Source organism: Ralstonia sp. SET104, assembly GCF_003851545.1.
Classification (GTDB): Bacteria; Pseudomonadota; Gammaproteobacteria; order Burkholderiales; family Burkholderiaceae; genus Ralstonia.
Genome location: NZ_BHVX01000006.1, coordinates 14,223 through 37,117, shown reverse-complemented (window position 1 = coordinate 37,117; position 22,895 = coordinate 14,223). Strand labels below are relative to the sequence as shown.

Below are 22,895 nucleotides of genomic sequence, written 5' to 3'. Positions count from 1 at the left end.
CCGCACGGCTCACAAGGGGATCAAGATGAAGAAACTGATCGCACTGCTGGCTCTGGGCTGCGTTTTCCTGGCTGGCTGCAACACGATGGCAGGCATGGGCAAGGACATCCAGACGGGTGGCCAGAAGCTGGAAAACGCTGCCGACAATACCAAGCAGAAGATGTAATGACGCGAAGGCAGGGCCTCCCCCTTGTCTGAGTTGAAAAACGCCGCAATCCGCGGCGTTTTCTCTTTTGGGGCTGCTACAGCAGCTCTTCGGGCGTAAACGGCGCCAACATCTGGATCCACGTTCGGCGGCCCAGGCCAACCTCCGGCTCGTGATCGACGACAACCGCCTTGCCATCCTGATGCGTGGTCCAGCGCAGGCGGCCGTCCTCCCTGGTCACCCGGTACGCACTATCGCGCACCGAATCGTCAAACAGCTTGGCCACCGCCTGCGACAGCACCGGGCTACGGATGATCAGCCCCGTCTCGGTATTCAGCCCAATGGAGCGCGGGTCGATATTCATCGAGCCGACGAACAGCGTGCTGCGGTCGACCACCACCGACTTCACATGCAGACTCGCCTGCGACGAACGGAACGTGCCGATCATCTTGGGGCGATCGCCCAGCGTGGGGCGCAGTTCATACAGCTCGACGCCATCGTCGACGAGCGCACCGCGGTATTTGGCATAGCCCACGTGCACGATGGGCGCGTCAGTCGCCGCCAGCGAGTTGGTCAGCACGCGCAGGCGCACGCCACGCGCCTCCAAATGTTTGGCCACCTCAACGCCGCGCTTGCTCGGCACGAAGTAAGGCGAGATCAGCACCACCTCGTGCTTGGCCTCGTCAATGAGATGCAGCAGCGTCTGGGCGAGACGCTCGCCACCCGGTTCTACGTCATCACCCGACACCTTGGCCGGACGATCGACGATGACCTGCGCGGGCGCCCACTCCAGACGCAGGCGGCCGCGGGCGATCTGGTCGGCCAGGAACCAGTCGCGCGGTGCGGGCTTGAGCGGCAGTGGCTGCTCCGGCGCCGGGCTTGCCAGATCGGTCAGGTTGCGGCGCTGCTCAAGGTCGGAGGGGTTCTCGTCTGATGCAGGCTTGCTTGAACCGGAGCCCATGTCGATAGGCCGGGTGGGCACGTCGATATGCTGCGGCGGCCCCGCAGGCCGGGGCGGCACCGCCACAGGCGGCGGATAGTTGCCATCTTTCTGCTCGGGCGGATGCGCCGTGCCGGGCTCGGGCGCCAGCGCCTGCACCGGGTACGCGAATTCGCTGTTCCAGTACGCATCGAACGCCAGCGATAACTGCCGCACCGCCGGCCCCGCCGCCAGCACATCCAGATCAACGAAGTTGGTGGTCTGGTTCTGCGTGAAATATTCGGCACCCAAGTTGCGGCCGCCCGTCACGGCAAGCGCGTTGTCTGCAATGAACGCCTTGTTGTGCATGCGCCGATTGACGCGCCGGAACTCCGCCGCGCCGCTCAGGTAGCGGGTGACGTTTGACATGCGGCCGCCCGGAAACGGGTTGAACAGCCGTACGTCGATGTTCTTATGCGACGAAAACTTGAGGAACGCCAGATCACGCCCATCGCTGTGCAGATCATCGACCAGCATGCGCACGCGCACGCCACGGTCAGCCGCCGCCAGCACGTGGCGCATCAGCTCGCGCACGCTGTTGTCGCTTTCGATGATGAAGTACTGCAAGTCCAGCGTGCGCTCGGCGCGGTCGGCCAGCGTGAGCAAGGTGGCATAGGCTTCTTCGCCCGACGGGATCAGCCGAAAGCCAGAGACATCCGCCGACGGCGCATTTGACTGCGCCAAGCGCCCCAGCGCGGTGGCCGATTCTGCGTTGGGCAGCGCTGCCGCGACAGGCCGCTCCACATGTTCGGGCAGGCTGGCACACGCGGCCAGCAGCACTGCCGCCAGGCAGGCGAACCAAGCGCGCAGTTGCACGATCGATGGGTTCCTCGGATGCCCTTGCATGTTCAATGTCGGGTTTTGGTTCGCAGGACGACAGGACGACAACAGCACATCAGCATGCGGCGTGCCCAGGCCAACATTGTGGCCAGACTACGTCAAGCGTCAGCCTGGGCAGTATCCGTGTTTGTCCGACGCCACCCGGGGCGTGTCAGAATGCCCAAAGGCGTGCTCTCTCCTGCTGCTTCCGATGCTGACCAACACCACGGCGTTTGCTGCGTTCATCTTTGTTGTGCACTGCGTTGGCGTGCTCGCGGCCATGCACGCCGTGCTAACCGTACGCACATCGCAGGGCGCCATTGCGTGGGCCATTTCGCTGGTGACGCTGCCCGAGTTCACGCTGATCCCTTATCTGATCTTTGGGCGCAGCACCTTTGCCGGTTACGTGGATGCGCGACGCTTTCATAACGCCCGCCTGCGTGAGATCACCCTCTCCGACGACTGGCGCCGCCTGCGCGACCATGAATCGAGCGTGGTTGCGCCGCAACACACCTGCATGCAAGCCCTGCCGCGCCTGACCGGTACGCCCTGCCTGGCACGCAACCGCGTGAGACTGCTCGTCAACGGCGCGGAAACCTTTGACGCCATCTTTGCGGCCATTGCGCAGGCGCAGCGCGTGCTGATCGTGCAGTTCTTCATCGTGCATGACGACACGCTCGGCCGCCGCCTGGCCGAATTGCTGCTGGACCGCGCGCGTGCCGGGGTGCGCGTGTACTTCCTCTTTGACAGCATCGGTTGCCATGCCCTGCCGCGCCGCTACGTGCAGCGCCTGATTGAAGGCGGCGTGCAGGCCAAGCCGTTTTCCACGCATGCCGGTTTCGTCAACCGCTTCCAACTCAACTTCCGCAACCACCGCAAGCTCGTGGTGGTGGATGGCGACCGCGCCTACATAGGCGGCCACAACGTCGGCAACGAATACATGGGTGAAAAGCCGCCGCTCGCACCGTGGCGCGACACGCATATCGAGATCGTTGGCGCGGCGGTGATGGACCTGCAACTCACCTTTGCCGAAGACTGGTACTGGGCTGCCCACGAAGTGCCGCAACTGATCGTGCCCGAGCTGCGGCCCGAAGAAGACATGGTCTGCCAGGTGGTCGCCAGCGGCCCGGCTGACAAACAGGAAACCTGCTCGCTGTTCTTCATGGAGGCCATTCAATCGGCACGCAAGCGGCTGTGGATCACATCGCCGTACTTCATTCCAGACGAGGCCGTGTTTGCCGCGCTGCGCCTGGCCGTGCTGCGCGGCGTAGACGTACGCATCCTGATCCCCTCGCGGCCGGACCATCGCATGGTGTTCCTGGCGTCAACGCTGTATGCGTATCAGGCGATTCGCGCTGGCGTGAAGATCTACCGCTACCTGCCCGGCTTCCTGCATCAGAAGGTGGTGCTGATCGACGACGAGGCCGCCGCCGTGGGCAGCGCCAACCTCGACAACCGCTCGTTCCGCCTGAACTTCGAGCTGATGATCATGACCGCCGACGCGCGCTTCGCCAACGACGTCGCACAGATGCTCGAAGCGGACTTTGCCGAAGCCGCCCGCATTGGCCGTGACGAATACGAGCGGGCACATCCGCTGCGCCGCGTGATCCTGCATGTGGCCAAGCTGTTCGCGCCTATCTTGTAATCACGCTTCGAATTCGCCCGCAAGAAGCGCTGCGCATCCAGACACCGCCATTCCTACCCTGAAGCCAACGTTTTCAGGAGTGCACGATGTCCGATCCCCATGACCCTGCTGCCGATTGTCAGACGCCGGGCTTCAACCGGCTGGCGGGTTCAAACCTGGCCGCGCAGTCAGCCGAGCAGATTGCGCTGGCCGCCATGCCAATGGTTGCGGTGCTCACCCTGCATGCCGACACCAGCACGGCGAGCTGGCTGCAAGTGGCGCTCACGCTGCCGTTTGTGCTGTTTGTCATTCCGATCGTTGGCCCAAGCGCGCATTGATGGCCGGCGCTGGCACAAGCGGGGCTCTTTCTGCTAGGTTGTGGGCCGATTCTTTGGGTGGTGAGCACCACCACGCTGCGGCAGACGGTGACGCCGCCCGCGTTGCTGGCACGCGTATCCGCCGTGAATGTGATGTCGTATGGCGCTCGGCCGGTCGGCGCAGCGATGGCCGCATGGCTCGCTGCGCGGGCCGGTGTGGGAGCATGCCTGCTGGTGGCGGTGGTGGGCTTTGCACTGCAGTTGCTGTGCATCCTGCAATCGCCCGCCGTGCGGCTGGTGCGTCAGCCCCGCGCGGACGATGCGTCAGCCGGGCTCGAACCTGCCTGAGCCGCGTCGGCACTGCGATCGCCGCGCTGCACATCGCGCCACGCGCGCGGCGTCATGCCGAAGTGGGCGATGAACCAGCGCGTGAACGATGCCTGCCGCGAATAGCCGAGCAATGCAGCCACCCGCCCGATCCGGTAGCTGGGGTTCGCCATGTAGCGGACGGCAAGGTTGTGCCGGACCTCGTCCACCAGGTCAGAGAACGTCATGCCGGCCGATTCCAACTGGCGCTGCAAGGTCCGCACGCTCAGGTTGAGATGATCAGCCACCTGCTCGACCGAGGCTCGCTCCAGCGGAAGCAGCAGGTAGATCGCGTGACGCACGTCCTGCACCACCGCCTCCTGCGCCGATGCATTGAGCGGTTCGGCAAGGCTTTCCGCATAACGCACGAGTGCCGGGTCGGCGGCAGGGTTGGGCGTCTCCAGGTCGGCCGCCGCGCAGACGATGCCGTTGAAGTCGCTGCCGAACACGATGGGGCAGCCGAACACGCGCCTGTGCAGGCTGACGTCACTGGGCGCGCCATGGGCGAAATGGATGCTGCGGGGCTTCCAGTGCGTGCCCAGCAGCGCGCTGCACGTCCTGGCCAGCACGCCGACGGCCAGCTCGTTCGCCTGCCGCAACGGCACCGGCGTCTCGGTGACGACCTCTTCGCGGATGACGACCATGTCGCCGTCGGATTCCAAGTAGATCGCCAGCGCCTCGTTCAGCAGGTGGCGGTACTGGATGATGGCCTGCAGCGCCTCACGAAGCGTCCGCTTGTGGGCCAGCAATAACCCGAGCACACCGAAATCCAGTTCCTGGCGCGCCTCAGCCATCTGCAGGCCGAGCGTCGGGCATGGGGCACTGGCAGCGGTGATCTCCATCAACTGGCACGTCGCCACGACTGACACGGGTTGCTCGGGATCGGCCAGTCTGGCCGGGGCCAGCCCCACCTGCCGCAACGCTTCCTGTGGGTTGAAACCCAGCCGCCGCACGACCTGGAAGTAGCCGTTGAGCGACCGGGCACGCACCATCGTTTCCGTAGGTTTCAAGGGGGCTTCGAACCGTCTTGGTGTTTACGCTGAATGGCGCGCGAAGAGAAAAATTTGGCGCCAATTGAGAAATCCAAAGCTACCGCTTCCCTATAGTGAAGTCCAGCCGAGACATCCCCTACAGGAGCCCCCAACATGCAATTCCTTGATGATTCGCTGCACCCGGAAAACCAGGACAAAGTCGTCATTACCGTTGCGCCGTACGGCCCGGAATGGATGCCGGAAGACTTTCCCGAAGACATTCCGGTCACGATGGAAGAACAGGTTCAGAAGGCCGTCGATTGCTACAACGCCGGCGCTACCGTGCTGCACCTCCACGTGCGTGAACTGGACGGCAAGGGTTCCAAGCGGCTCTCGAAATTCAACGAGCTGATTGCCGGCGTGCGTGCGGCGGTGCCCGACATGATCATCCAGGTCGGCGGCTCGATTTCATTTGCGCCGGAAGACGAAGGGCAAGCAGCCAAGTGGCTGTCGGACGACACGCGCCACATGCTGGCCGACCTGACCCCGTCGCCGGATCAGGTGACCGTGGCGGTCAACACCACGCAGATGAACATCATGGAGCTGCTGTATCCGGCGTATCTGGAAGGCACGTCGCTGGCCAATCCTGCGCTGGCCGCGGCCTACGCGGAAATGACCGTTCCCGCCGGCCCTGCTTGGCTGGAGGAGCACCTGCGCCGCCTGCAGGCCTCTGGCGTGCAACCGCACTTCCAGTTGACCGGCATCCACGCGCTGGAGACGCTGGAGCGCGTGGTCCGCAAGGGCGTCTATAAGGGTCCGCTCAACCTGACGTGGATCGGCATTGGCGGCGGCTTCGACGGCCCCAACCCGTTCAACTTCTTCAACTTCATCCACCGCGCGCCGGATGGTTGCACGCTGACGGCCGAGTCGCTGCTCAAAAACGTGCTGCCCTTCAACATGATGGCCATGGCAATGGGCCTGCATCCGCGCTGCGGCATTGAAGACACGATCATTGACCAGCACGGCAACCGCATGACGTCGGTACAGCAGATCGAGCAGTGCGTGCGCGTGGCCCGTGAGCTGGGCCGCGAGATCGCCAGCGGCAAGGAAGCACGCGCCATCTACCGCATCGGCGTGCAATACGACAGCGTAGAAGAAACGCTGGCGAAGAACGGGATGTCGCCCAACCGTGCCCCGAACGTGAGAAACCTGCCGCTGCGCGCGGCCTAAACTAGAAGCCGCAGTATCACCGGGCCAACACAGGCGGCGCTCAACGCAAGCGCCGCCACTCGGAGACAACCATGAATCTGCATGCCGCCGACCCGCGCCCAGACCACCATGACGACTACCTCGTCAGCCGCCCCCAGGCGTGGTTTGCGTTTGCAATGACCTTTGCGCTGATGCTGTTCGATTACATCGACCGGCAAGTCATCGTGTCGCTGTTTCCGCATCTGAAGACAGCCTGGGAGCTGTCCGACAAGCAACTTGGCGCGCTCGTCTCGATCATCTCGATCGTGGTGGCGGTGGGCGGCTTGCCGGTGGCGCTGATGGCCGACCGCTTCAGCCGCGTCAAGAGCATCGTCGTGATGGCCACCGTATGGAGCCTGGCAACGATCTCCTGCATGTTCACGCGCAATTACGGACAGCTTTTCACCGCCCGCGCCATCGTGGGGGTGGGTGAGACAGGCTACGGCTCGGTGGGCGCGGCGCTCATTGCCAGCCTGTTCCCCAAGCGCCTGCGCGCCACGTTGATGGGCGCTTTCTTTGCTGCGGCATCCGTCGGCTCGGTATTGGGCGTGTTGCTCGGTGGCGTGATTGCAGCGCGCTGGGGCTGGCAGGCGGCATTTGGCGTGGTGGGCGTACCGGGTCTGCTGCTGGCGCTGCTCTATATGTTCGTGCCGGACTATCAAACGGTGGCGATGGCACCTGGCAGCACGCAATTGCGGCAGCCCGCAGGCACGCTGCTGCAACGCGTGGCGGGCGCGCTTACCAGTTCGCGTACGCTGTGGTGGACCTGCCTGGGCGCGGCCTTCCAGTTGATCGTCGTGTCGACCATCTGGTCTTGGCTGCCGAGCTACCTGAACCGCTATCACGGGACGCCGCCGGACCGTGCCGCAATGCAAGCCGCACTGGTGGTGCTGTGCGGCGCGCTCGGCGCCTTCGTGTGGGGTGTGGTGGCCGATGTCGTTGCAACACGCCGCCAGCGCAACCGGCTCGTTGTGGTCGCTGTGCTGGCCGTGGTCACGCTGCTCGTGTTCATGACGGCTTTCGGTAGCGTCATGCCGGCCAACCAGCAGTTCCTCCTGATCGCCTTCGGCGGCTTCTTGATGACGTGCACGGTGGCCCCGGCTTCAAGCGTGGTGTTCGACGTAGTGCATCCCGGCGTGCGCTCAACAGGCGCTGCGGTGCTCTCACTGTTCCAGAACCTGTTCGGCCTTGCCATCGGGCCATTTGTGGGCGGCGCCATGTCCGATGCATGGGGCCTGCAGACCGCCCTGGCGGTGATGCCGATCTTCAGCGTGGTTGCGGCAGGCTGCTTCCTGCTGGCCGCACGCAGCTACGAAGCTGAACTCAAGCGCGTGGCCAACGTGTCGATCGACGCAGCGCGCGCCGCCGCACCAGCCGCCGTGGCTTCCGCATGACGGCCTGACTCCACTAACCGCGCGCCGCCGCTCAAGGTATCTCACCCCTCTCCCGCCTTGACCGCGTCTCGCCAAGCGAGCCGCGCGGGCGGCGTGCATCCCAAAACATCTGAAAAAAGAATCCAGGAGATATCCATGGCAACCGCAGTCCGCTTTCATGAAACCGGCGGCCCCGAGGTCTTGCGCTGCGAGACCGTCGTAGTCGGCCAGCCCGGCCCGGGGCAGGTGCGCCTGCGCCACGAAGCCGTCGGCCTGAACTTTGCCGATACCTACTTCCGCTCTGGACTCTACCCCGTACCCCGCCCCGCCGGCATGGGCGTGGAAGCGGCGGGCATCGTTGAAGCGGTAGGCGATGGCGTGGCCAATGTGGCCGTGGGCGACCGCGTGACCTACACGGGCTTCATCAACACGCTCGGCGCCTATAGCACCGAACGCCTGATTCCAGCCGCGCCGCTCATCAAGCTCCCAGACGACATCGCCTGCGAAACGGCTGCCGCCATGACTATGCGCGGCCTGACTTCGGCCTACCTGCTGCGCCGCATCTACCCGTTTGCAAAGGGCAATACGATCCTGCTGCATGCGGCCGCGGGCGGCGTGGGGCTCATCGTCTCGCAGTGGGCCAAGCTGCTCGGGCTGTCGGTGATCGGCACGGTGTCGAGCGAAGCCAAGGCGGACATCGCACGCGCACACGGCTGCGACCACGTCATCAACTACGCGCACGAAGATGTTGCAAAACGCGTGCGCGAACTGACCGACGGTGTGGGTGTGAACGTGGCGTTCGACAGCGTGGGCAAGGCCACCTTCGATGCGTCGCTCGATTCGCTCAAGCGACGCGGTCTGATGGTGTGCGTGGGCACGGCGTCGGGCCCGATCCCGCCATTCAACCCGCAACTGCTGGCGATGAAGGGATCGCTTTACCTGACGCGCCCGGCCCTGGCCGATTACATCGCCGATCCGGCCGAGAAGGCCGAGCTTGCTGGCGAGCTGTTCGATCACGTGGCCGCCGGTCGCATCAAGATCGAAATCAACCAGCGCTACGCATTGGAAGATGCCGTACAGGCACACCGAGATCTGGAATCGCGCAAGACGACGGGTTCGTCCGTCTTCGTCATCTGAGGGGGCCGTCATGCATATCGAACAACTGACCAATGCACTCGGCGCCGAACTCATCGGCGTTCAGCTGGCCGATGCAGTCCATGACGATGGCCTGTTTGCGGAGATCCGCGCCGCGCTGCTCAAGCACCGCGTGATCTTCCTGCGCGATCAGGAGCTAAGTCGCGCGCAGCACGTCGCGTTCGCCCGCCGCTTTGGCGATCTGGAAGACCACCCCGTTGCCGGCAGCGACCCCGAACACCCCGGCCTCGTGCGCATCTACAAGACGCCCGATCACCCGAACGACCGCTACGAGAACTGCTGGCACGCCGATACCACCTGGCGGGAAGCGCCGCAGTTTGGCGCCGTGCTGCGATGCGCGGAATGCCCGCCCGTGGGCGGCGACACCATGTGGGCCAACATGGTGCTGGCCTACGAGAAGCTGCCGGAAGACGTCAAGCGCGACATTGCCGACCTGCGCGCCCGCCACAGCATCGAGGCCAGCTTTGGTGCCGTCATGCCGATCGAAAAGCGTCTCGCACTCAAGGCGCAGTACCCCGATCCGGAACACCCCGTGGTGCGCACGCACCCTGAAACCGACGAGAAGGTCCTCTACGTCAACGGCTTCACGACCCACTTCACGAACTACCACACCCCTGGGCGCGTGCGCTACGGGCAGGACGCCACGGCAGGTGCATCTGAGCTGCTGCGCTACCTGATCAGCCAGGCCTACATTCCCGAATACCAGGTGCGCTGGCGCTGGAAACCGAACAGCGTGGCCATCTGGGACAACACCGCCACGCAGCACTACGCGGTCATGGATTACGCCCCGTGCCATCGCAAGATGGAACGCGCCGGCATCATCGGCGGCAAGCCGTTCTAACGATCGTCGGGACACATCGGACCCGTCGGCAATAACACCAAGAGGAGACCCTGCAACATGAAGACCAAGCACATCGCCCCCGCTGCACTGCTGGCCTGCGCCGGCGGGGCCTGCGCACAATCGGGCGTTACGCTGTATGGCGTGGTGGATACCAACATCGAATACGCGACCAACCTGGCGGGCGCCACGCCGGGCAGCTCCGGCAACCGCGTGTCGATGCAAAGCGGCGGCCTGTCGGGCTCGCGCTGGGGCCTGCGCGGCGTGGAAGACCTGGGCGGCGGCTTGAGCGCGCTGTTCGTGCTGGAAAGCGGCTTTGCAAGCGACACGGGCCAATCGCAGCAGGGCGGCCGGTTGTTCGGGCGCCAGGCCTATGTCGGGCTCAAGAACAGCACGATGGGGCAACTCACCTTCGGCCGCCAGTACACGACGCTCTTCCAGTTGCTGGCCAACTTCGAGCCGATGGCGTATTCCACGCAGTACGAACCGGCCGCCGTGCAGACTGGCGTCAATTTCCGGTCCGACAACACCGCCATGTACACGGGCACCTTCGGCCCGGTGACTACGCAGGCTCATTGGTCGTTCGGCAGCGGCGCCCCAAGCGCGAACCCGAACGGCGGCGGCAACGGCGAGGTGCCGGGCCAAGGCCGGCGCGACAGCGGCTACGGCGCGGGGGTGGCGTATTCGGCGGGCCCGCTGGGTGCCACGCTCGCGTATGACCAGTACAACCCCAGCACCCCGCTGGGCGGCGGCGCGTTCAGCTCCGGCACGGTACGCAAGGCTGCGCTGGCGGGCAGCTACCTCTTTGGCGATGTGCTCAAGATCATGGGCGGCTACCGCTGGGGTCAGAACAAGAACGCTAGCGGCAGCGTGGCGCTGCGCGACGACTACTTCTGGGCCGGTGCCAACTATCAGGCGACGAACGCGCTGATGCTCTCGCTTGAATACTCGTATCAGAAGATCAAGACCATCAACAGCGCGTCGTCCACGCAGGCCAACCCGTGGCAGGTTGCGTTCATTGCCGACTACACGCTTTCCAAGCGCACCGATCTGTACCTGACCACGGCCTATGCGCGCAACGCAGGCCTGGCGCTGGACCAGGCCACGGTGGACCTCAACGCCACCGGTTATGGCCTGGCTACGGGCAAGACCAGCATGCTGGGCGCGGCCGTCGGCATCCGCCACAAGTTCTGAGCGGCCTACACCACGGGAGGCTGGCCCCGCCGTCTCCCCGGTCGGCATTCGAGGAGGGCGACCTCCTCGTTTTTTCTTCGTGGCGTTCCATCATGACGTTATCCAAAACCTCTTCCACCATCCTCATGGTGCCCGGCCTGCGCGACCACGTGGCCGAACACTGGCAAACATTGCTCGAAGCCAAACTCCGGGCGGCAGGCCACAAGGCTGCGTCGGTCCCGCCGCTGGAGGTCGACAGGCTGAGTTGCGCGGCACGGGTCGCGGCGTTGGACAGGGCAGTCAGCGCCATCGAAGGGCCGGTGATCCTGGTGGCGCATAGCGCAGGCGTGATGATCACCGTGCATTGGGTCAAGCGGCATGCGCGCAAGATCCACGGTGCCCTGTTGGCCACCCCGGCCGATCTCGACACGCCGTTGCCATCGAGCTACCCCACGCAGGACGTGCTGCAAAAAAATGGCTGGCTGCCCTGCCCCCGGCGTCCGCTGCCGTTTCCAAGCATCGTCGCCGCCAGCCGGAACGATCCGCTGGCATCGTTCGAGCGCGTGGCCGGCATGGCCGCCGACTGGGGCAGCAGTCTGGTCGATCTGGGAGATGTCGGCCATTTGAACCCCGCCGCCGGCTTTGGCCCGTGGCCCATGGCGCAAGCGCTGATCCATGAACTCGATTGATTCGCCCGCTCAGGCAAGACCCGCCGGGGCGAACCGTCGGCGCACCAGGCGGAATGCTCTGTCGCTATCGCCGATGCAACCGCACGAGCAAGCGCAGTGAACACCAAGGCTTGCAATGTCACCGTGGCGTCGGCCGGCGAATTGGGCGCCGGAGAACGAAAGCTTGTCTTCGTCAACGGCCGCAGCATCGTCCTGTTCAACGTCGAAGGCCGGCTTCATGCCATCGACAACAGCTGCCCGCATAACGGCGCCTCGCTGGCGGGCGCACGCCTGGACGGCAGCGTATTGCAGTGTCCGGCGCACGGCCTGCGCTTCGATCTCGCCACCGGTTGCATGCCCGGCCCCGGCGGCCTGCGCCTGAAGACCTACGCGGTTCAGGAGACCGATGGCCACGTCGTCATCCAGCTGGAAGACGCAGCCTGAATCTCCCCCATACGAACCTGCATACCGAACAAGGGCTTCCAGACCATGCATGCATGCAAACCTCATCACCCCGACATCTACTGCGTACACGTATGCGCTGCTCGTCAAGCACTGGCTGACCAACGCGCAATGCCTCTACCGTAAGCCGGAAATCACCTATCGCGGCGCACTGCGCTACAGCTATCGCACGTTTCGCGAACGCATCGCCTTCGTGGCGGAAATCCCAAAGACGGGCGTCGGCAAGATCAACAAGAAGGCCTTGCGCGAGAACGCGGCGTAAGTCCCGCACGCGCTCCACCGCCGGCCGCACCTGTGGCTGCCGGCGGCGATGCCGTCAAACCATGCGGCGGATGCCGAACCGCTGCGCGCGACGCCGCCATACCAGCCCGTAATACAGCCCCTGCATCACGAACATGGCGATGAACGCGGCGGGGTATGCGGCCCAGATGCCGTCGGTGCCGATGTGTCGGCTCAGCATCCACGCCACCGGCACTTCCACCGCCGCGATGGCGAGGATGGAAATGGCCGTGGGCGCCATCACCGTACCGCTGGCGCGCATCACGCCCGAGAACACGCTCGCCATGCCAAAGATGACCGAGCTCCACAGCGAGATATGCAGCAGGCTCTGGGCAAGGCGCATCACTTCGGTGTTCGTGGTGAACCAGCCGATGACGGCGCGCGAAAACAGCAGCGCCATCATCACCAGCACGCCGGTAATCGCCACGTTGAGCCACAGCCCGGTACGAGTGATGGCGTCGAGCCGCTCCGTATTGCCCGAGCCAATGGCTTGCGCACCAAGGATGGACGCCGTAATCGCAATCGACATGGCGGGAAACTGCACGTAGCTGATGATCTGCGTGCCGGCGCCGTAAGCGGCCGTTGCGTCGGAGCCGAAACCGTTGACGAATGACAGCAGCGCCAGTTCGGCAATCGAGATCACTACAAGCTGCACGCCCGTCGGCACGCCGATCTTCAGCACGGTTTTGAGCACCCCAAAATCGACCCACAGGTGCCGCGCCAAAACGGCATCAGGCGCGAGCGGATGATTGCGGCGGCGCAGGAAGAAGGCGAGCCACGCCAGCGCAACCGTGAACGAGATGATGGTGGCCACGGCGCCGCTTGCCACACCCAGTTGCGGCAAGCCGAACCAGCCGCGAATCAAGGTTGGCGTCAGCACCAGCCCGATCGATGTCGACAGCGCAAGGGTGCGCAGCGGCGTACGTGTGTCACCCACGCCGCGCATCATCGCCGTGGCAAGCAGGTAGACGAACAGCCCCGGCATGGCATAGAGCATGACGCTGGCGTAGAGCGTGGCGTCTTGCAGGATGTCGGCGGGTGTGCCCAGCCAACCCAGCAGCGCGTGCGCGAACGGGCCGCCCAGCAGCGCCACCGCCAGCCCTGCGATAAAGCCTACCGATAGCGTGGTCCCCGCAACGGTCTTGACCGCCTCGGGCTTCTTGGCACCCCAGGCTTGCCCGATCAACACCGCCGCCCCCGACCCCAGCCCGATGATGAAGGCGATGAAGAAAAACAGGATCGGGAAGAACGCCGACACCGCGCCGAGCGCCTTCACGCCCAACATGTGTCCGACATAGACGTTGTTGAGCGTGCCCGACAACGATTGCAGGATGTTGGCCAGAATCAGCGGGCCGAGGAATGCAATGAATGTTCGCCACAACGGGCGAGCAGCAGGCGCTGTCATGCCGCCTCCTGTTGAGGATGGAATGCCCGGCTCGCCAGTTCGCGGGCAAAGTCACGCACGTCGGCCGGCCAGGATTGGGTAAGGGATTCGAATGCGACGGCGTCTGCGGCAAACAATGCACGGGTGGCATCTTCAAAACCCGCGGCGTTACCGGCCATGGCCGACATGAAGCGGTACGCCGCCTCTTGCGCAATGCGGCGGCGGTCATCGCCTTCAGCAGCGCGGCGCGCATCTTCTACCAGCTTGCGCAGCGTGACCGACGCCCCGCCTGGCTGCGCGGCCAACCAATCCCAATGGCGCGGCAGCAAGGTCACCTCGCGGGCAATCACGCCCAGCTTGGGGCGGCCAGGGCCGCGCGGGCGGCTTTCGGATTCAGCGGGCTCAGTGGCAGATGGGGCGGCTTGGTCCAGGCGCGCGAGCACGTCTTCAACCGTGCCGCGCAAGTCGAATTCCACAGGCTGCGCGCTGGTGTTGTCGAACACGAGCACCTGCGATTCGGGGTGCGAGTCGAGATGGAGCTTGAGGGCCCGGGCGACGTCGTGAACGAGCCCGCCAGCCAGGCGTTGATTGCCGGCAAAGGCCGTGCACGTGTGGATTGCTGCGGCTTCCATGAGAAGCGCTCCTGCTGAAGTTTCAACAGGAACGCATTTTACCCGGGCTTAATTTGATGTCAATATTACCCGGGCATAAAAGCAGTGTTATGCGTAACATGGCGCACACGTCATGCGGCCTGCTGCACACGCACCTCCACCAGTAGCCGTTTGAGTTCCGGCACGCACGAGCCGCAATTGCCGCCCGCCTTCAGGCAGGCCGTGATCTCGCCGGTCGATTGCAGGCCCTTGGCGCGGATCGCATCGCAGATGGTGTTGCGGCCCACGCCAAAGCACGAGCACACGGTCGGCCCCACGTCGACGCCGGCCTCAATGGGCTGCCCGAGCAGCACGCCCGCACGATCGAGGTCTTCCAGGCGTTCTTGTGCGAACAGGCCCGCCAGCCAGTTGCGCGATGGCAGGTCTGGGCGCGGCGAGAGAAACACGCAGGCTTCGATGCGGTCGTCCACCACGTGCACGGCGCGGTAGACACGCGCAGTGGTGTCTTCGTATTCGAGCCAATCAGCATGCGGATCGCTCACGCCGAGCAACGTGCGCGCCCAATCGTGTACGGAGCCCAAATGCTGGCGTCCAGCCAATTCATAGCGCACGAACTGCTTGCCCTGAATGCGCGTCCACCACGTTGCGTCTTCCGTGTTGAGTGTGTGGCGCGTGAGCACAAAGCCGTGCCACGCCACATCAAACGGCTCGACCATCACCGGCGTGTGCTTGAACTCGGGCTCGCCGGAAACCGGGTCGACCACCGGATTGACCACCGCCCCCACGCGCGCATCAGACGCGAACTGGCCGTTCCAGTGGATCGGCACGAACACGCTGCCGCGCGCGATACCGCCAGTCATGCGCACACGCGCCACCATACTGCCCCAGCGTGACGACACGCGTGCCAGGTTGCCTTCGCGCACGCCTGCCAGCAGCGCATCGTGCGGGTGCAGGTCGACAAACGGCTCGGGCACATGGTCAGCCAGCTTAGGCGCGCGGCCTGTGCGCGTCATGGTGTGCCATTGGTCACGCACGCGGCCCGTGTTGAGGATGAGCGGGTATTCGCCATCCGCTGCATGCGCGGGCGCACGGGCCTGCGTTGGCACGAAACGCGCGCGGCCATCGGCGTGGGCGAAGCGGCCATCGCTGAAGAGGCGCGCTTCGCCGCCGCCCGACGCTGCAATAGGCCATTGCACAGGTGCCATGCCGTTGTACGCGTCGGCATCGAGCCCCGTCAGGCCGCCAAGATGGAACGCGCGGCGAATGCCGCTGGCATCGTTGGCATGGGCAGACAGGCGCGCGTGCTCGTCAAACACATCGCGCGGGCTCTTGAAGTCGAACCCGTCGTACCCCATGCGGCGGGCGACGTCAGCAATGATGTGCCAATCGGCGCGCGCTTCGCCGGGTGCGGGCAGAAAGGCACGCTGGCGCGAGATGCGGCGCTCGGAGTTCGTCACCGTGCCATCTTTCTCGCCCCAGCCGAGTGCGGGCAACACGATGTCGGCAAATACGTTGGTGTCGGTGGCTTCCACAATGTCGGAGGCGACAACCAGTTCGCACTTGGTCAACGCGCGGCGTGCCTGGTCTGCATCGGGCAGGCTGACCACGGGGTTGGTGCCCATGATCCACACCGCCTTCACGCGCCCTTCTTCGATCGCGTTGAACAGGTCCACCGCCTTGAGGCCCACTTTGTCAGCCATGCGAGGCGCGTTCCAGAACGTCTGCACAAGGTCACGATGTGCTGGCTCGTTCAGCTCCAGGTGCGCCGCCAACATGTTGGCGAGGCCGCCGACCTCACGTCCGCCCATCGCATTTGGCTGCCCGGTGATCGAAAACGGCCCCATGCCCGCACGCCCGATACGGCCCGTGAGCAGGTGGCAGTTGATGATGCTGTTGACCTTGTCCGTGCCCGCCGTCGATTGGTTGACGCCCATCGAAAACGCGGTGATGGTGCGCTCGGTATCGGCAAACCAGTTGTAGAACGTGAGCAGATCGTCGAGCTTGAGCTTGCAGGCGCGGGCGACGGTTTCAACGTCATCGCTCTGGGTGCCGGCGGCTTCCAGCGCAGCGTCCGGGCCGTTGGTGTGCAGGGTGATGAAATTGCGGTCTACCACGCCACGCCGCGATAGAAACGACAGCAAGCCGTTGAACAGCCACACATCCGTGCCAGGTTTGATAGGCAGGTGCAGATCGGCCAGTTCGCACGTGGCTGTGTGGCGTGGGTCAACCACGACCACCTTCATCTCGGGCCGCGCCTCTTTGGCGCGCACGATGCGCTGGAACAGGATCGGGTGGCACCACGCGGTGTTGGAGCCGACCAGCACGATGAGGTCCGCCGCTTCCAGATCGTCGTAGCAAACGGGCACGAGGTCTTCGCCAAATGCGCGCTTGTGCCCCGCCACCGCTGACGACATGCACAGCCGCGAGTTGGTATCGATGTTGGCCGAGCCGATAAAGCCCTTCATCAGCTTGTTGGCGACGTAGTAATCCTCGGTCAGCAACTGGCCGGAGACATACAGCGCAACGGAATCGGGGCCGTGCTCATCCACGATGCGGCGAAAGCCTTGCGCTACGGTGTCGAGCGCGGTATCCCACGACACACGTTGCAGCGGTGCAGGTGTTGCCAACCGCGTGGCTTCCAGGTCATGCGAGCGCTCCCGCATGGCGGGGTAAAGCAAGCGGCCATCCAGGCTGATCGTCTCACCCAACGCAGAGCCCTTCACGCACAGGCGCCCTGCGTTGGACGGGTGTGCCGGATCGCCCGCGATGCCGACGCTGCCATCCGCTTGGCGGCTCGCCAGCACGCCGCAGCCCACGCCACAGTACGGGCAGGTGGTGCGCACCGGGCGAGCCGTTGTATCGGCCGGGTGGATGGGGATGGTCGTCATCGTCATGAGATGGCCTTGGGTTTCAGGCTGGACAGAGATCAGGCGGCTTCCACCTCGCACAGCGCACGGCCAAACAACAGGCGCTGGCGAATCGGTGTGATGGGTGTCTGGCGCTGGATCATGTCGAAGTACCACGGGCCATCGGCCACGTCGCCATACAACACCGCGCCGACGATGCGGTCTTCCTTCAGCACGAGGCGCTTGTAGACGCCACGGCGCGGATCGCGCAGCACGATGTCTTCCGTGCCGTCGCCGCCGATGAAGTCGCCGGCGGAATACAGATCGACGCCAGTGACCTTCAGCTTGGTTGCCGTGGCTTGCTGGATATAGCGGCGGTGCCCGGCACCGGCCAGATGCGCGGCACACACTCGCGCCTGGTCCCAGATAGGCGCGACCAGGCCGAACGTAGCACTGCGATGCTGCACGCACTCGCCCACGGCGTAGATGCGCGGGTCGTAGGTCTGCAGCGTGTCATCCACGATGATGGCGCGTTCGCAACGCAGGCCGGCCGCTTTGGCAAGCTCAATGTTTGGGCGCACGCCAGCCGTCATGACAACAAGGTCGGCGGGAATCTCCGTGCCATCTTTAAAGCGCACGGCCTGCACACGATCCGCGCGGTCGGCGCCCAACAATTCCGCCGTATGCGCGCCGAGCAGAAAGCGCAGCCCCTTGGCCTCCAGCGCCTTCTGCAGCAGCTTGGCGGCGGGCTTGTCGAGCTGGCGCTCCATCAGGCTGTCCGGCAGGTGCACCACTGTCACGTCCATGCCCTGGCGCATCAGGCCATTGGCGGCCTCCAGGCCGAGCAGGCCACCGCCGATGACGACGGCGTGCCGGTGGTTGCGCGCCGCTTCCAGCATCGTCTCCACATCCTGAATGTCGCGAAAGGCGATCACGCCCGGCAGCAGGTGCCCAGGCACTGGCAGGATGAAGGGCCGCGAGCCGGTGGCGATCAGCAGGCGGTCATAGCGCATCTCCACGCCATCGCGCGAGCGCAGCACGCGGCGCGGGCGGTCGATGGCCACCACCGGGTCGCCCGCATGCAGCGTGATGTGGTTCTGGTCGTACCACTCGCGCGTGTTGAGCATGATGTCGTCAACCTGCTTCTCACCCGCCAGCACCGGCGAGAGCAAGATGCGGTTGTAGTTGCCATGCGGTTCTTCGCCAAACACGGTGATGTCGTACAGGTCCGGCGCCAGCTTGAACAGCTCTTCGACCGTGCGCATGCCGGCCATGCCGTTGCCGATGACGACGAGCTTGGGGCGCGCGGACTTGGGACTCATACAGACACCCACACCTTGCCGTCTTCCAGCTTCGTAGCGTAAGCGTGCACCGAGTTCGCAGGCGCTTCCAGGCACTCCCCTGTCGCCAGATCAAAGTGCTGCTTGTAGATTGGCGAAGCCACAACGATGCGCTCGCCCAGATTGCCAACGAGCCCGCGCGACAGTACGGCCGCATCGGAGTTCGGATCGTAGTTGCCAATGGCATACACGCGTTGCGGCGCGCTGCCCGCGACGCGAAACACGGCCACCTGATCATCGCCCACCAGCGCGCACACGCCGGTGTTGGGCACGATGTCGTCCAGGGCACAGATGGGGGTCCAGTGATTGGCTTGCATGGCGATCTCCTTCTGAGTTCAGGCGGCTTCAGCAACAACAGGAATACGGACCGGGCGCGTCGTCTTGCTGCGCTCCTCCGGCGTGGCCGGGCGGATTTGCCCGCGCTCTTCAACAAACACGACGTTGGCGTCGGCCACATCGCTGTTGACGAAGTGGCGAAAGCGCTTGCGTACCTCGGGGTTGGTCACCGCGGTCTTCCATTCGTCCTGGTAGGTGTCGACCACGTGCTGCATCTCGGCCTCCAACTCGGCGGCAATGCCCAGCTTGTCATTGACGACGACGTCCTTCAGGTAGTCGAGGCCGCCTTCCAGGTTGTCGCGCCACGTGCTGGTGCGTTGCAGACGGTCTGCCGTGCGCACGTAGAACATCAGAAAGCGATCGACATACTTGATGAGCGTGGCCTGATCCAAATCGGCAGCCAGCAGCTCGGCATGGCGGGGCTTCATGCCGCCGTTGCCGCACACGTACAGGTTCCAGCCCTTTTCAGTAGCGATGATGCCGACGTCCTTGCCCTGCGCTTCCGCACATTCGCGCGTGCAGCCCGACACGCCAAACTTCAGCTTGTGCGGCGAGCGCAAGCCCTTGTAGCGGTTCTCCAGCGCCACGGCAAAACCCACCGAATCGCCCACGCCGTAGCGGCACCACGTGGAGCCCACGCACGACTTCACCGTACGCAGCGACTTGCCGTACGCGTGGCCCGACTCAAAGCCCGCCGCAATCAGCGCTTCCCAGATCAGCGGCAGTTGCTCAAGCCGCGCGCCGAACAGGTCCACGCGCTGGCCGCCGGTGATCTTGGTGTACAGCCCGTACTGCTTGGCGATCTGACCGACGGCAATCAGGCCGTCCGCCGTCACCTCGCCGCCCGGCATGCGCGGCACGACCGAGTACGTGCCGTCGCGCTGGATGTTGGCGAGGAAGTAGTCGTTGGAATCCTGCAGGCCGGCGTGCTCCTTCTTGAGCACGAAGTCGTTCCAGCACGAGGCCAGGATGCTTGCCACCGCAGGCTTGCAGATGTCGCAGCCCATGCCGTGGCCGTGCGCGTCCAGCAGCGCCTCGAACGACTGGATGCGGCCCGCACGCACGAGGTGATACAGCTCCTGGCGTGAATACGGAAAATGCTCGCAGAGGTGGTTGTTGACGGCCAGGCCCTGCTTCTTCATCTCGGCCTTCATGACTTGCGTCATCAGCGGCACGCAGCCGCCGCACGAGGTGCCGGCCTTGGTTGCATCCTTGAGCGCGCCCACGGTGGTGGCGCCCGCGCAAACGGCCTGGCACAGCGCGCCCTTCGACACATCGTTGCACGAGCAGATCTGCGCGCTGTCTGGCAGCGCATCCACACCAAGCCCCGCGCGTGCCTTGCCATCGGCTTGCGGCAGGATCAGGAACTCCGGCGCTTCGGGCAGTTCAATGCGGTTGAGCATCATCTGCAGCAGCGTGCCGTATTCGGCGGCGTCGCCCACCAGCACGCCGCCCAGCAGGTACTTGCCGTCTTCCGACACCACCAGTTTCTTGTAGATCTGCTTGCGCTCATCCGTGAACTGCACGCTGCGGCTGCCCGGCGTCGCGCCTTGCGCATCGCCCAGGCTGGCAACGTCCACGCCCATCAGCTTGAGCTTGGTGCTCATATCAGCGCCGGTGAAGGTGGATTGGCCATCCGAGGCCAGTATCTGCTTGGCGGTGATGCGCGCCATCTCATAGCCTGGCGCAACCAGGCCGTAGACCTTGCCGCCCCACAGCGCGCATTCGCCAATGGCGTACACGTCCGGCGCCGAGGTGCGGCATTCCGAATCGATCACGATGCCGCCGCGCTCGCCCACTTCCAGGCCGCACGCGCGTGCCAGTTCGTCACGCGGGCGAATACCGGCGGAGAACACGATCATGTCCGCGTCCAGGTGCGTGCCATCGGCAAACTTCATGCGGTGCGTGCCGTCTTCCCCGTCAACGATCTCCACCGTGTTCTTTTGCGTGTGGACGGTCACGCCCAGGTCTTCGATTTTTCGGCGCAGCATGCGGCCGCCGCCGTCGTCCACCTGCATGGCCATCAGGCGGCCGGCAAACTCGACCACGTGTGTTTGCAGGTGCATGTCGCGCAGGGCCTTGGCGCATTCCAGGCCCAGCAGGCCACCGCCGATCACGACGCCGGTCTTGGCGCGCTGGCCGCATTCGGCCATCGCTTGCAGGTCTTCGATGGTGCGGTAGACGAAGCAATCCTTGCGGTCGCGGCCCGGCACCGGCGGCACGAACGGCGACGAGCCAGAAGCGATGACCAGCTTGTCGTACGAAAGTACCTCGCCGGTAGACACGGTAACTTGCTTGGCCACCGTGTCGATGGCGGTAGCGCTGGCGTTGAGCTTGAGCACCACGTCATCGCGGTCGAAGAAACCCGGAGTGACCAGCGAGAGGTCTTCCGCCGTCTTGCCCGAGAAAAATTCCGAGAGGTGCACGCGGTCGTAAGCGGGGCGCGGTTCTTCGCACAGCACCGTCACTTGCAGGTGATGGCCCGGCGCGTGCAGCAGGCTTTCCAGAAACTTGTGGCCCACCATTCCGTGGCCAATGACGACGATCTTCATGGTCATGGTGATGTCTCCTTGACTGCTTTAGGCGTTGCCGGCGGCCGCCAGCGTGTTGTCGTACAGCGCTTGTTCGCGCGCCTTGTGTTCTGCCGAGAAGCGCACGGCGATGGCGCAGATGGCCGAGATCGCCACGAACACGCCCAGCACCGACAGCGTGGCCTGCGTGTCGCCCATGCCTTTAAGCAGGAAGCCCGCGGCCACCGCACCGGCATTGCCGCCCGCGCCGATGATGCCGGCCACGCCGCCCAGCGCCTGGCGATCGATAAACGGCACCAGTGCATACGTGGCACCGCACGCCATGTGGGTGAACAGGCCGAAACCGAGCATTGCCAGAATCGCCACCGGCACGCTGCCCGCGTGAGCAAAACCGAACAGGCCCAGGCCCTCGCCCACCATCAGCACGCACAGCAGTTGAGTGCGGGCATCCAGGCCGCGCCGGGCCGCCACGCGGTCCGACACGATGCCGCCCAGCGCGCGGGCAAACAGCGCCAGCAGGCCGAAGCTGGCCGCAGCCATGCCCGCGCCCGACAGCGACAGGCCAAAGTGATCGACGTAGTAGGTAGCGGCGATGTTGTGGATGAAGATCTCCACGCCAAAGCACGCGCCGTAGGTAATGAACAGCAGCCACACGCGGTAGTTGCCCGCAGCGGTCACAAAGCTGCCCCAACCGCCCTTTTTGCCGCCTTCGATGCTCTTGCCCGCAGCGCGCAGCGCGCTGAAGTTGCCTTCGGGGCAGTCCTGCGTATAGCGCCAGTACAGCGCGGCAACGATCAGCATGGCCACGCCCGGCACCACCATGGCCAGGCGCCAGCCCATGCTCTGCGTCACGCCCATCATCACAATGGCAGTCAGCAGCAGCGGCATCGTGCCTTGCGCCACGCCGCCGCCCGCGTTGCCCCAACCGGCGGCGGCCGCATTGGCGGTGCCCACCACGTTGGGCGCGAACATGACCGACGTGTGGTACTGCGTGATGACGAAGCTCGCGCCAATCGCACCAATCGCCAGGCGGAAGAACAGGAACGTCTCGTAGCTCTGCGCCAGCGCCACGCCCAGCACAGGGATGGCGCCCAGCAGCAGCAAGCCGGTATAGGTCTTGCGCGGGCCGAAGCGGTCGCACAGCGGGCCGACAATCAACCGCACCAGGATCGTCACCGCCACCGCCGCGATGTTGATGTTGGCGATCTGCCCTGGCGTGAGGTGGAACTCGCCCTTGAGCACCGGCATGAGCGGCGCGCAGGCAAACCATGCGTAGAAACACACAAAGAACGCGAGCCACGTCAGATGAAAGGCGCGCATCTGCGGCGTGCGCAGGCTGAACAGATCGATTCGGGTGGCTTTGCCGGTCATGTTGAATTCCACTCAGGGGCCGCGAAAAAAAAAGGCGTCCGAGAACCCGGCTGTACTAG

At 64.8% G+C, this 22,895-nt stretch carries 21 protein-coding genes; 12 read left to right on the top strand and 9 right to left on the bottom strand.

Annotation, left to right across the window (positions count from 1 at the left end; translation table 11 throughout):
- Window positions 1-25 precede the first annotated feature (25 nt).
- The gene (locus tag PSUB009319_RS09485; protein ID WP_124381981.1) at window positions 26-166 is read left to right on the top strand and encodes an entericidin A/B family lipoprotein; all 141 of its coding nucleotides are present in this window, start codon (window positions 26-28) and stop codon (window positions 164-166) included.
- Between the two features lie 76 nt (window positions 167-242).
- On the opposite strand, the gene PSUB009319_RS09480 is transcribed toward PSUB009319_RS09485, so the two are convergent.
- Window positions 243-1,970 (bottom strand): phospholipase D family protein, encoded by a 1,728-nt coding sequence (locus tag PSUB009319_RS09480; protein ID WP_124381980.1) that lies wholly within the window; start codon window positions 1,968-1,970, stop codon window positions 243-245.
- A gap of 184 nt (window positions 1,971-2,154) precedes the next feature.
- On the opposite strand from PSUB009319_RS09480, the gene cls reads away from it, so the two are divergent.
- From cls to PSUB009319_RS23210, 3 genes are all read left to right on the top strand, one after another.
- Complete coding sequence (cls, locus tag PSUB009319_RS09475) at window positions 2,155-3,588, top strand: cardiolipin synthase (RefSeq protein ID WP_124381979.1); 1,434 nt, start codon at window positions 2,155-2,157, stop codon at window positions 3,586-3,588.
- Between the two features lie 86 nt (window positions 3,589-3,674).
- Complete coding sequence (locus tag PSUB009319_RS23215; protein WP_260392926.1) at window positions 3,675-3,905, top strand: hypothetical protein; 231 nt, start codon at window positions 3,675-3,677, stop codon at window positions 3,903-3,905.
- 60 nt (window positions 3,906-3,965) lie between these two features.
- On the top strand, window positions 3,966-4,232 hold the full coding sequence (locus tag PSUB009319_RS23210) for a hypothetical protein (RefSeq protein ID WP_260392925.1): 267 nt from the start codon (window positions 3,966-3,968) through the stop codon (window positions 4,230-4,232).
- Here PSUB009319_RS23210 and PSUB009319_RS09465 read toward each other — a convergent pair.
- The gene (locus tag PSUB009319_RS09465; protein ID WP_124382176.1) at window positions 4,187-5,242 is read right to left on the bottom strand and encodes an AraC family transcriptional regulator; all 1,056 of its coding nucleotides are present in this window, start codon (window positions 5,240-5,242) and stop codon (window positions 4,187-4,189) included. The genes PSUB009319_RS23210 and PSUB009319_RS09465 overlap by 46 nt on opposite strands.
- A gap of 153 nt (window positions 5,243-5,395) precedes the next feature.
- Between PSUB009319_RS09465 and PSUB009319_RS09460 the strand changes: the two genes are divergently transcribed.
- The 8 genes from PSUB009319_RS09460 to PSUB009319_RS09425 all read left to right on the top strand — a co-directional run bounded on the left by PSUB009319_RS09460 (window position 5,396) and on the right by PSUB009319_RS09425 (window position 12,400).
- Entirely contained in the window at window positions 5,396-6,451 is a 1,056-nt protein-coding gene (locus PSUB009319_RS09460) for a 3-keto-5-aminohexanoate cleavage protein (protein ID WP_124381978.1), read from the top strand.
- Window positions 6,452-6,522: 71 nt separating this feature from the next.
- Window positions 6,523-7,863 (top strand): MFS transporter, encoded by a 1,341-nt coding sequence (locus PSUB009319_RS09455; protein ID WP_124381977.1) that lies wholly within the window; start codon window positions 6,523-6,525, stop codon window positions 7,861-7,863.
- Window positions 7,864-7,998: 135 nt separating this feature from the next.
- Window positions 7,999-8,979, top strand: coding sequence for a quinone oxidoreductase (locus PSUB009319_RS09450; protein WP_124381976.1), 981 nt, complete (start codon window positions 7,999-8,001; stop codon window positions 8,977-8,979).
- A 10-nt stretch (window positions 8,980-8,989) separates the two neighbouring features.
- Window positions 8,990-9,838 (top strand): TauD/TfdA family dioxygenase, encoded by an 849-nt coding sequence (locus PSUB009319_RS09445; RefSeq protein ID WP_124381975.1) that lies wholly within the window; start codon window positions 8,990-8,992, stop codon window positions 9,836-9,838.
- 57 nt (window positions 9,839-9,895) lie between these two features.
- Window positions 9,896-11,029, top strand: coding sequence for a porin (locus tag PSUB009319_RS09440; RefSeq protein WP_124381974.1), 1,134 nt, complete (start codon window positions 9,896-9,898; stop codon window positions 11,027-11,029).
- A gap of 92 nt (window positions 11,030-11,121) precedes the next feature.
- On the top strand, window positions 11,122-11,697 hold the full coding sequence (locus PSUB009319_RS09435) for an alpha/beta hydrolase (protein WP_124381973.1): 576 nt from the start codon (window positions 11,122-11,124) through the stop codon (window positions 11,695-11,697).
- A 96-nt stretch (window positions 11,698-11,793) separates the two neighbouring features.
- Entirely contained in the window at window positions 11,794-12,120 is a 327-nt protein-coding gene (locus PSUB009319_RS09430; RefSeq protein WP_260392924.1) for a Rieske 2Fe-2S domain-containing protein, read from the top strand.
- Window positions 12,121-12,169: 49 nt separating this feature from the next.
- The gene (locus PSUB009319_RS09425) at window positions 12,170-12,400 is read left to right on the top strand and encodes a hypothetical protein (protein ID WP_124381972.1); all 231 of its coding nucleotides are present in this window, start codon (window positions 12,170-12,172) and stop codon (window positions 12,398-12,400) included.
- Window positions 12,401-12,454: 54 nt separating this feature from the next.
- Here PSUB009319_RS09425 and PSUB009319_RS09420 read toward each other — a convergent pair whose 3' ends face one another.
- The 7 genes from PSUB009319_RS09420 to PSUB009319_RS09390 all read right to left on the bottom strand — a co-directional run bounded on the left by PSUB009319_RS09420 (window position 12,455) and on the right by PSUB009319_RS09390 (window position 22,836).
- The gene (locus tag PSUB009319_RS09420) at window positions 12,455-13,822 is read right to left on the bottom strand and encodes an MATE family efflux transporter (RefSeq protein WP_124381971.1); all 1,368 of its coding nucleotides are present in this window, start codon (window positions 13,820-13,822) and stop codon (window positions 12,455-12,457) included.
- On the bottom strand, window positions 13,819-14,433 hold the full coding sequence (locus PSUB009319_RS09415; RefSeq protein WP_124381970.1) for a DUF2239 family protein: 615 nt from the start codon (window positions 14,431-14,433) through the stop codon (window positions 13,819-13,821). The genes PSUB009319_RS09420 and PSUB009319_RS09415 overlap by 4 nt, the downstream gene beginning before the upstream one ends.
- 110 nt (window positions 14,434-14,543) lie before the next feature.
- Complete coding sequence (locus PSUB009319_RS09410) at window positions 14,544-17,306, bottom strand: nitrate reductase (protein ID WP_124381969.1); 2,763 nt, start codon at window positions 17,304-17,306, stop codon at window positions 14,544-14,546.
- A gap of 32 nt (window positions 17,307-17,338) precedes the next feature.
- Window positions 17,339-18,580, bottom strand: a complete 1,242-nt coding sequence (locus PSUB009319_RS09405) for an NAD(P)/FAD-dependent oxidoreductase (RefSeq protein ID WP_124381968.1) — start codon at window positions 18,578-18,580, stop codon at window positions 17,339-17,341.
- Window positions 18,577-18,915 carry a nitrite reductase small subunit NirD gene (gene nirD, locus PSUB009319_RS09400; RefSeq protein ID WP_124381967.1) on the bottom strand — a complete coding sequence of 113 codons (339 nt, stop codon included), beginning with the start codon at window positions 18,913-18,915 and terminating at the stop codon, window positions 18,577-18,579. Before nirD ends, PSUB009319_RS09405 begins: the two co-directional genes overlap by 4 nt.
- An 18-nt stretch (window positions 18,916-18,933) precedes the next feature.
- Complete coding sequence (nirB, locus tag PSUB009319_RS09395; RefSeq protein WP_124381966.1) at window positions 18,934-21,492, bottom strand: nitrite reductase large subunit NirB; 2,559 nt, start codon at window positions 21,490-21,492, stop codon at window positions 18,934-18,936.
- Between the two features lie 21 nt (window positions 21,493-21,513).
- The gene (locus PSUB009319_RS09390; protein WP_124381965.1) at window positions 21,514-22,836 is read right to left on the bottom strand and encodes an MFS transporter; all 1,323 of its coding nucleotides are present in this window, start codon (window positions 22,834-22,836) and stop codon (window positions 21,514-21,516) included.
- Window positions 22,837-22,895 lie beyond the last annotated feature (59 nt).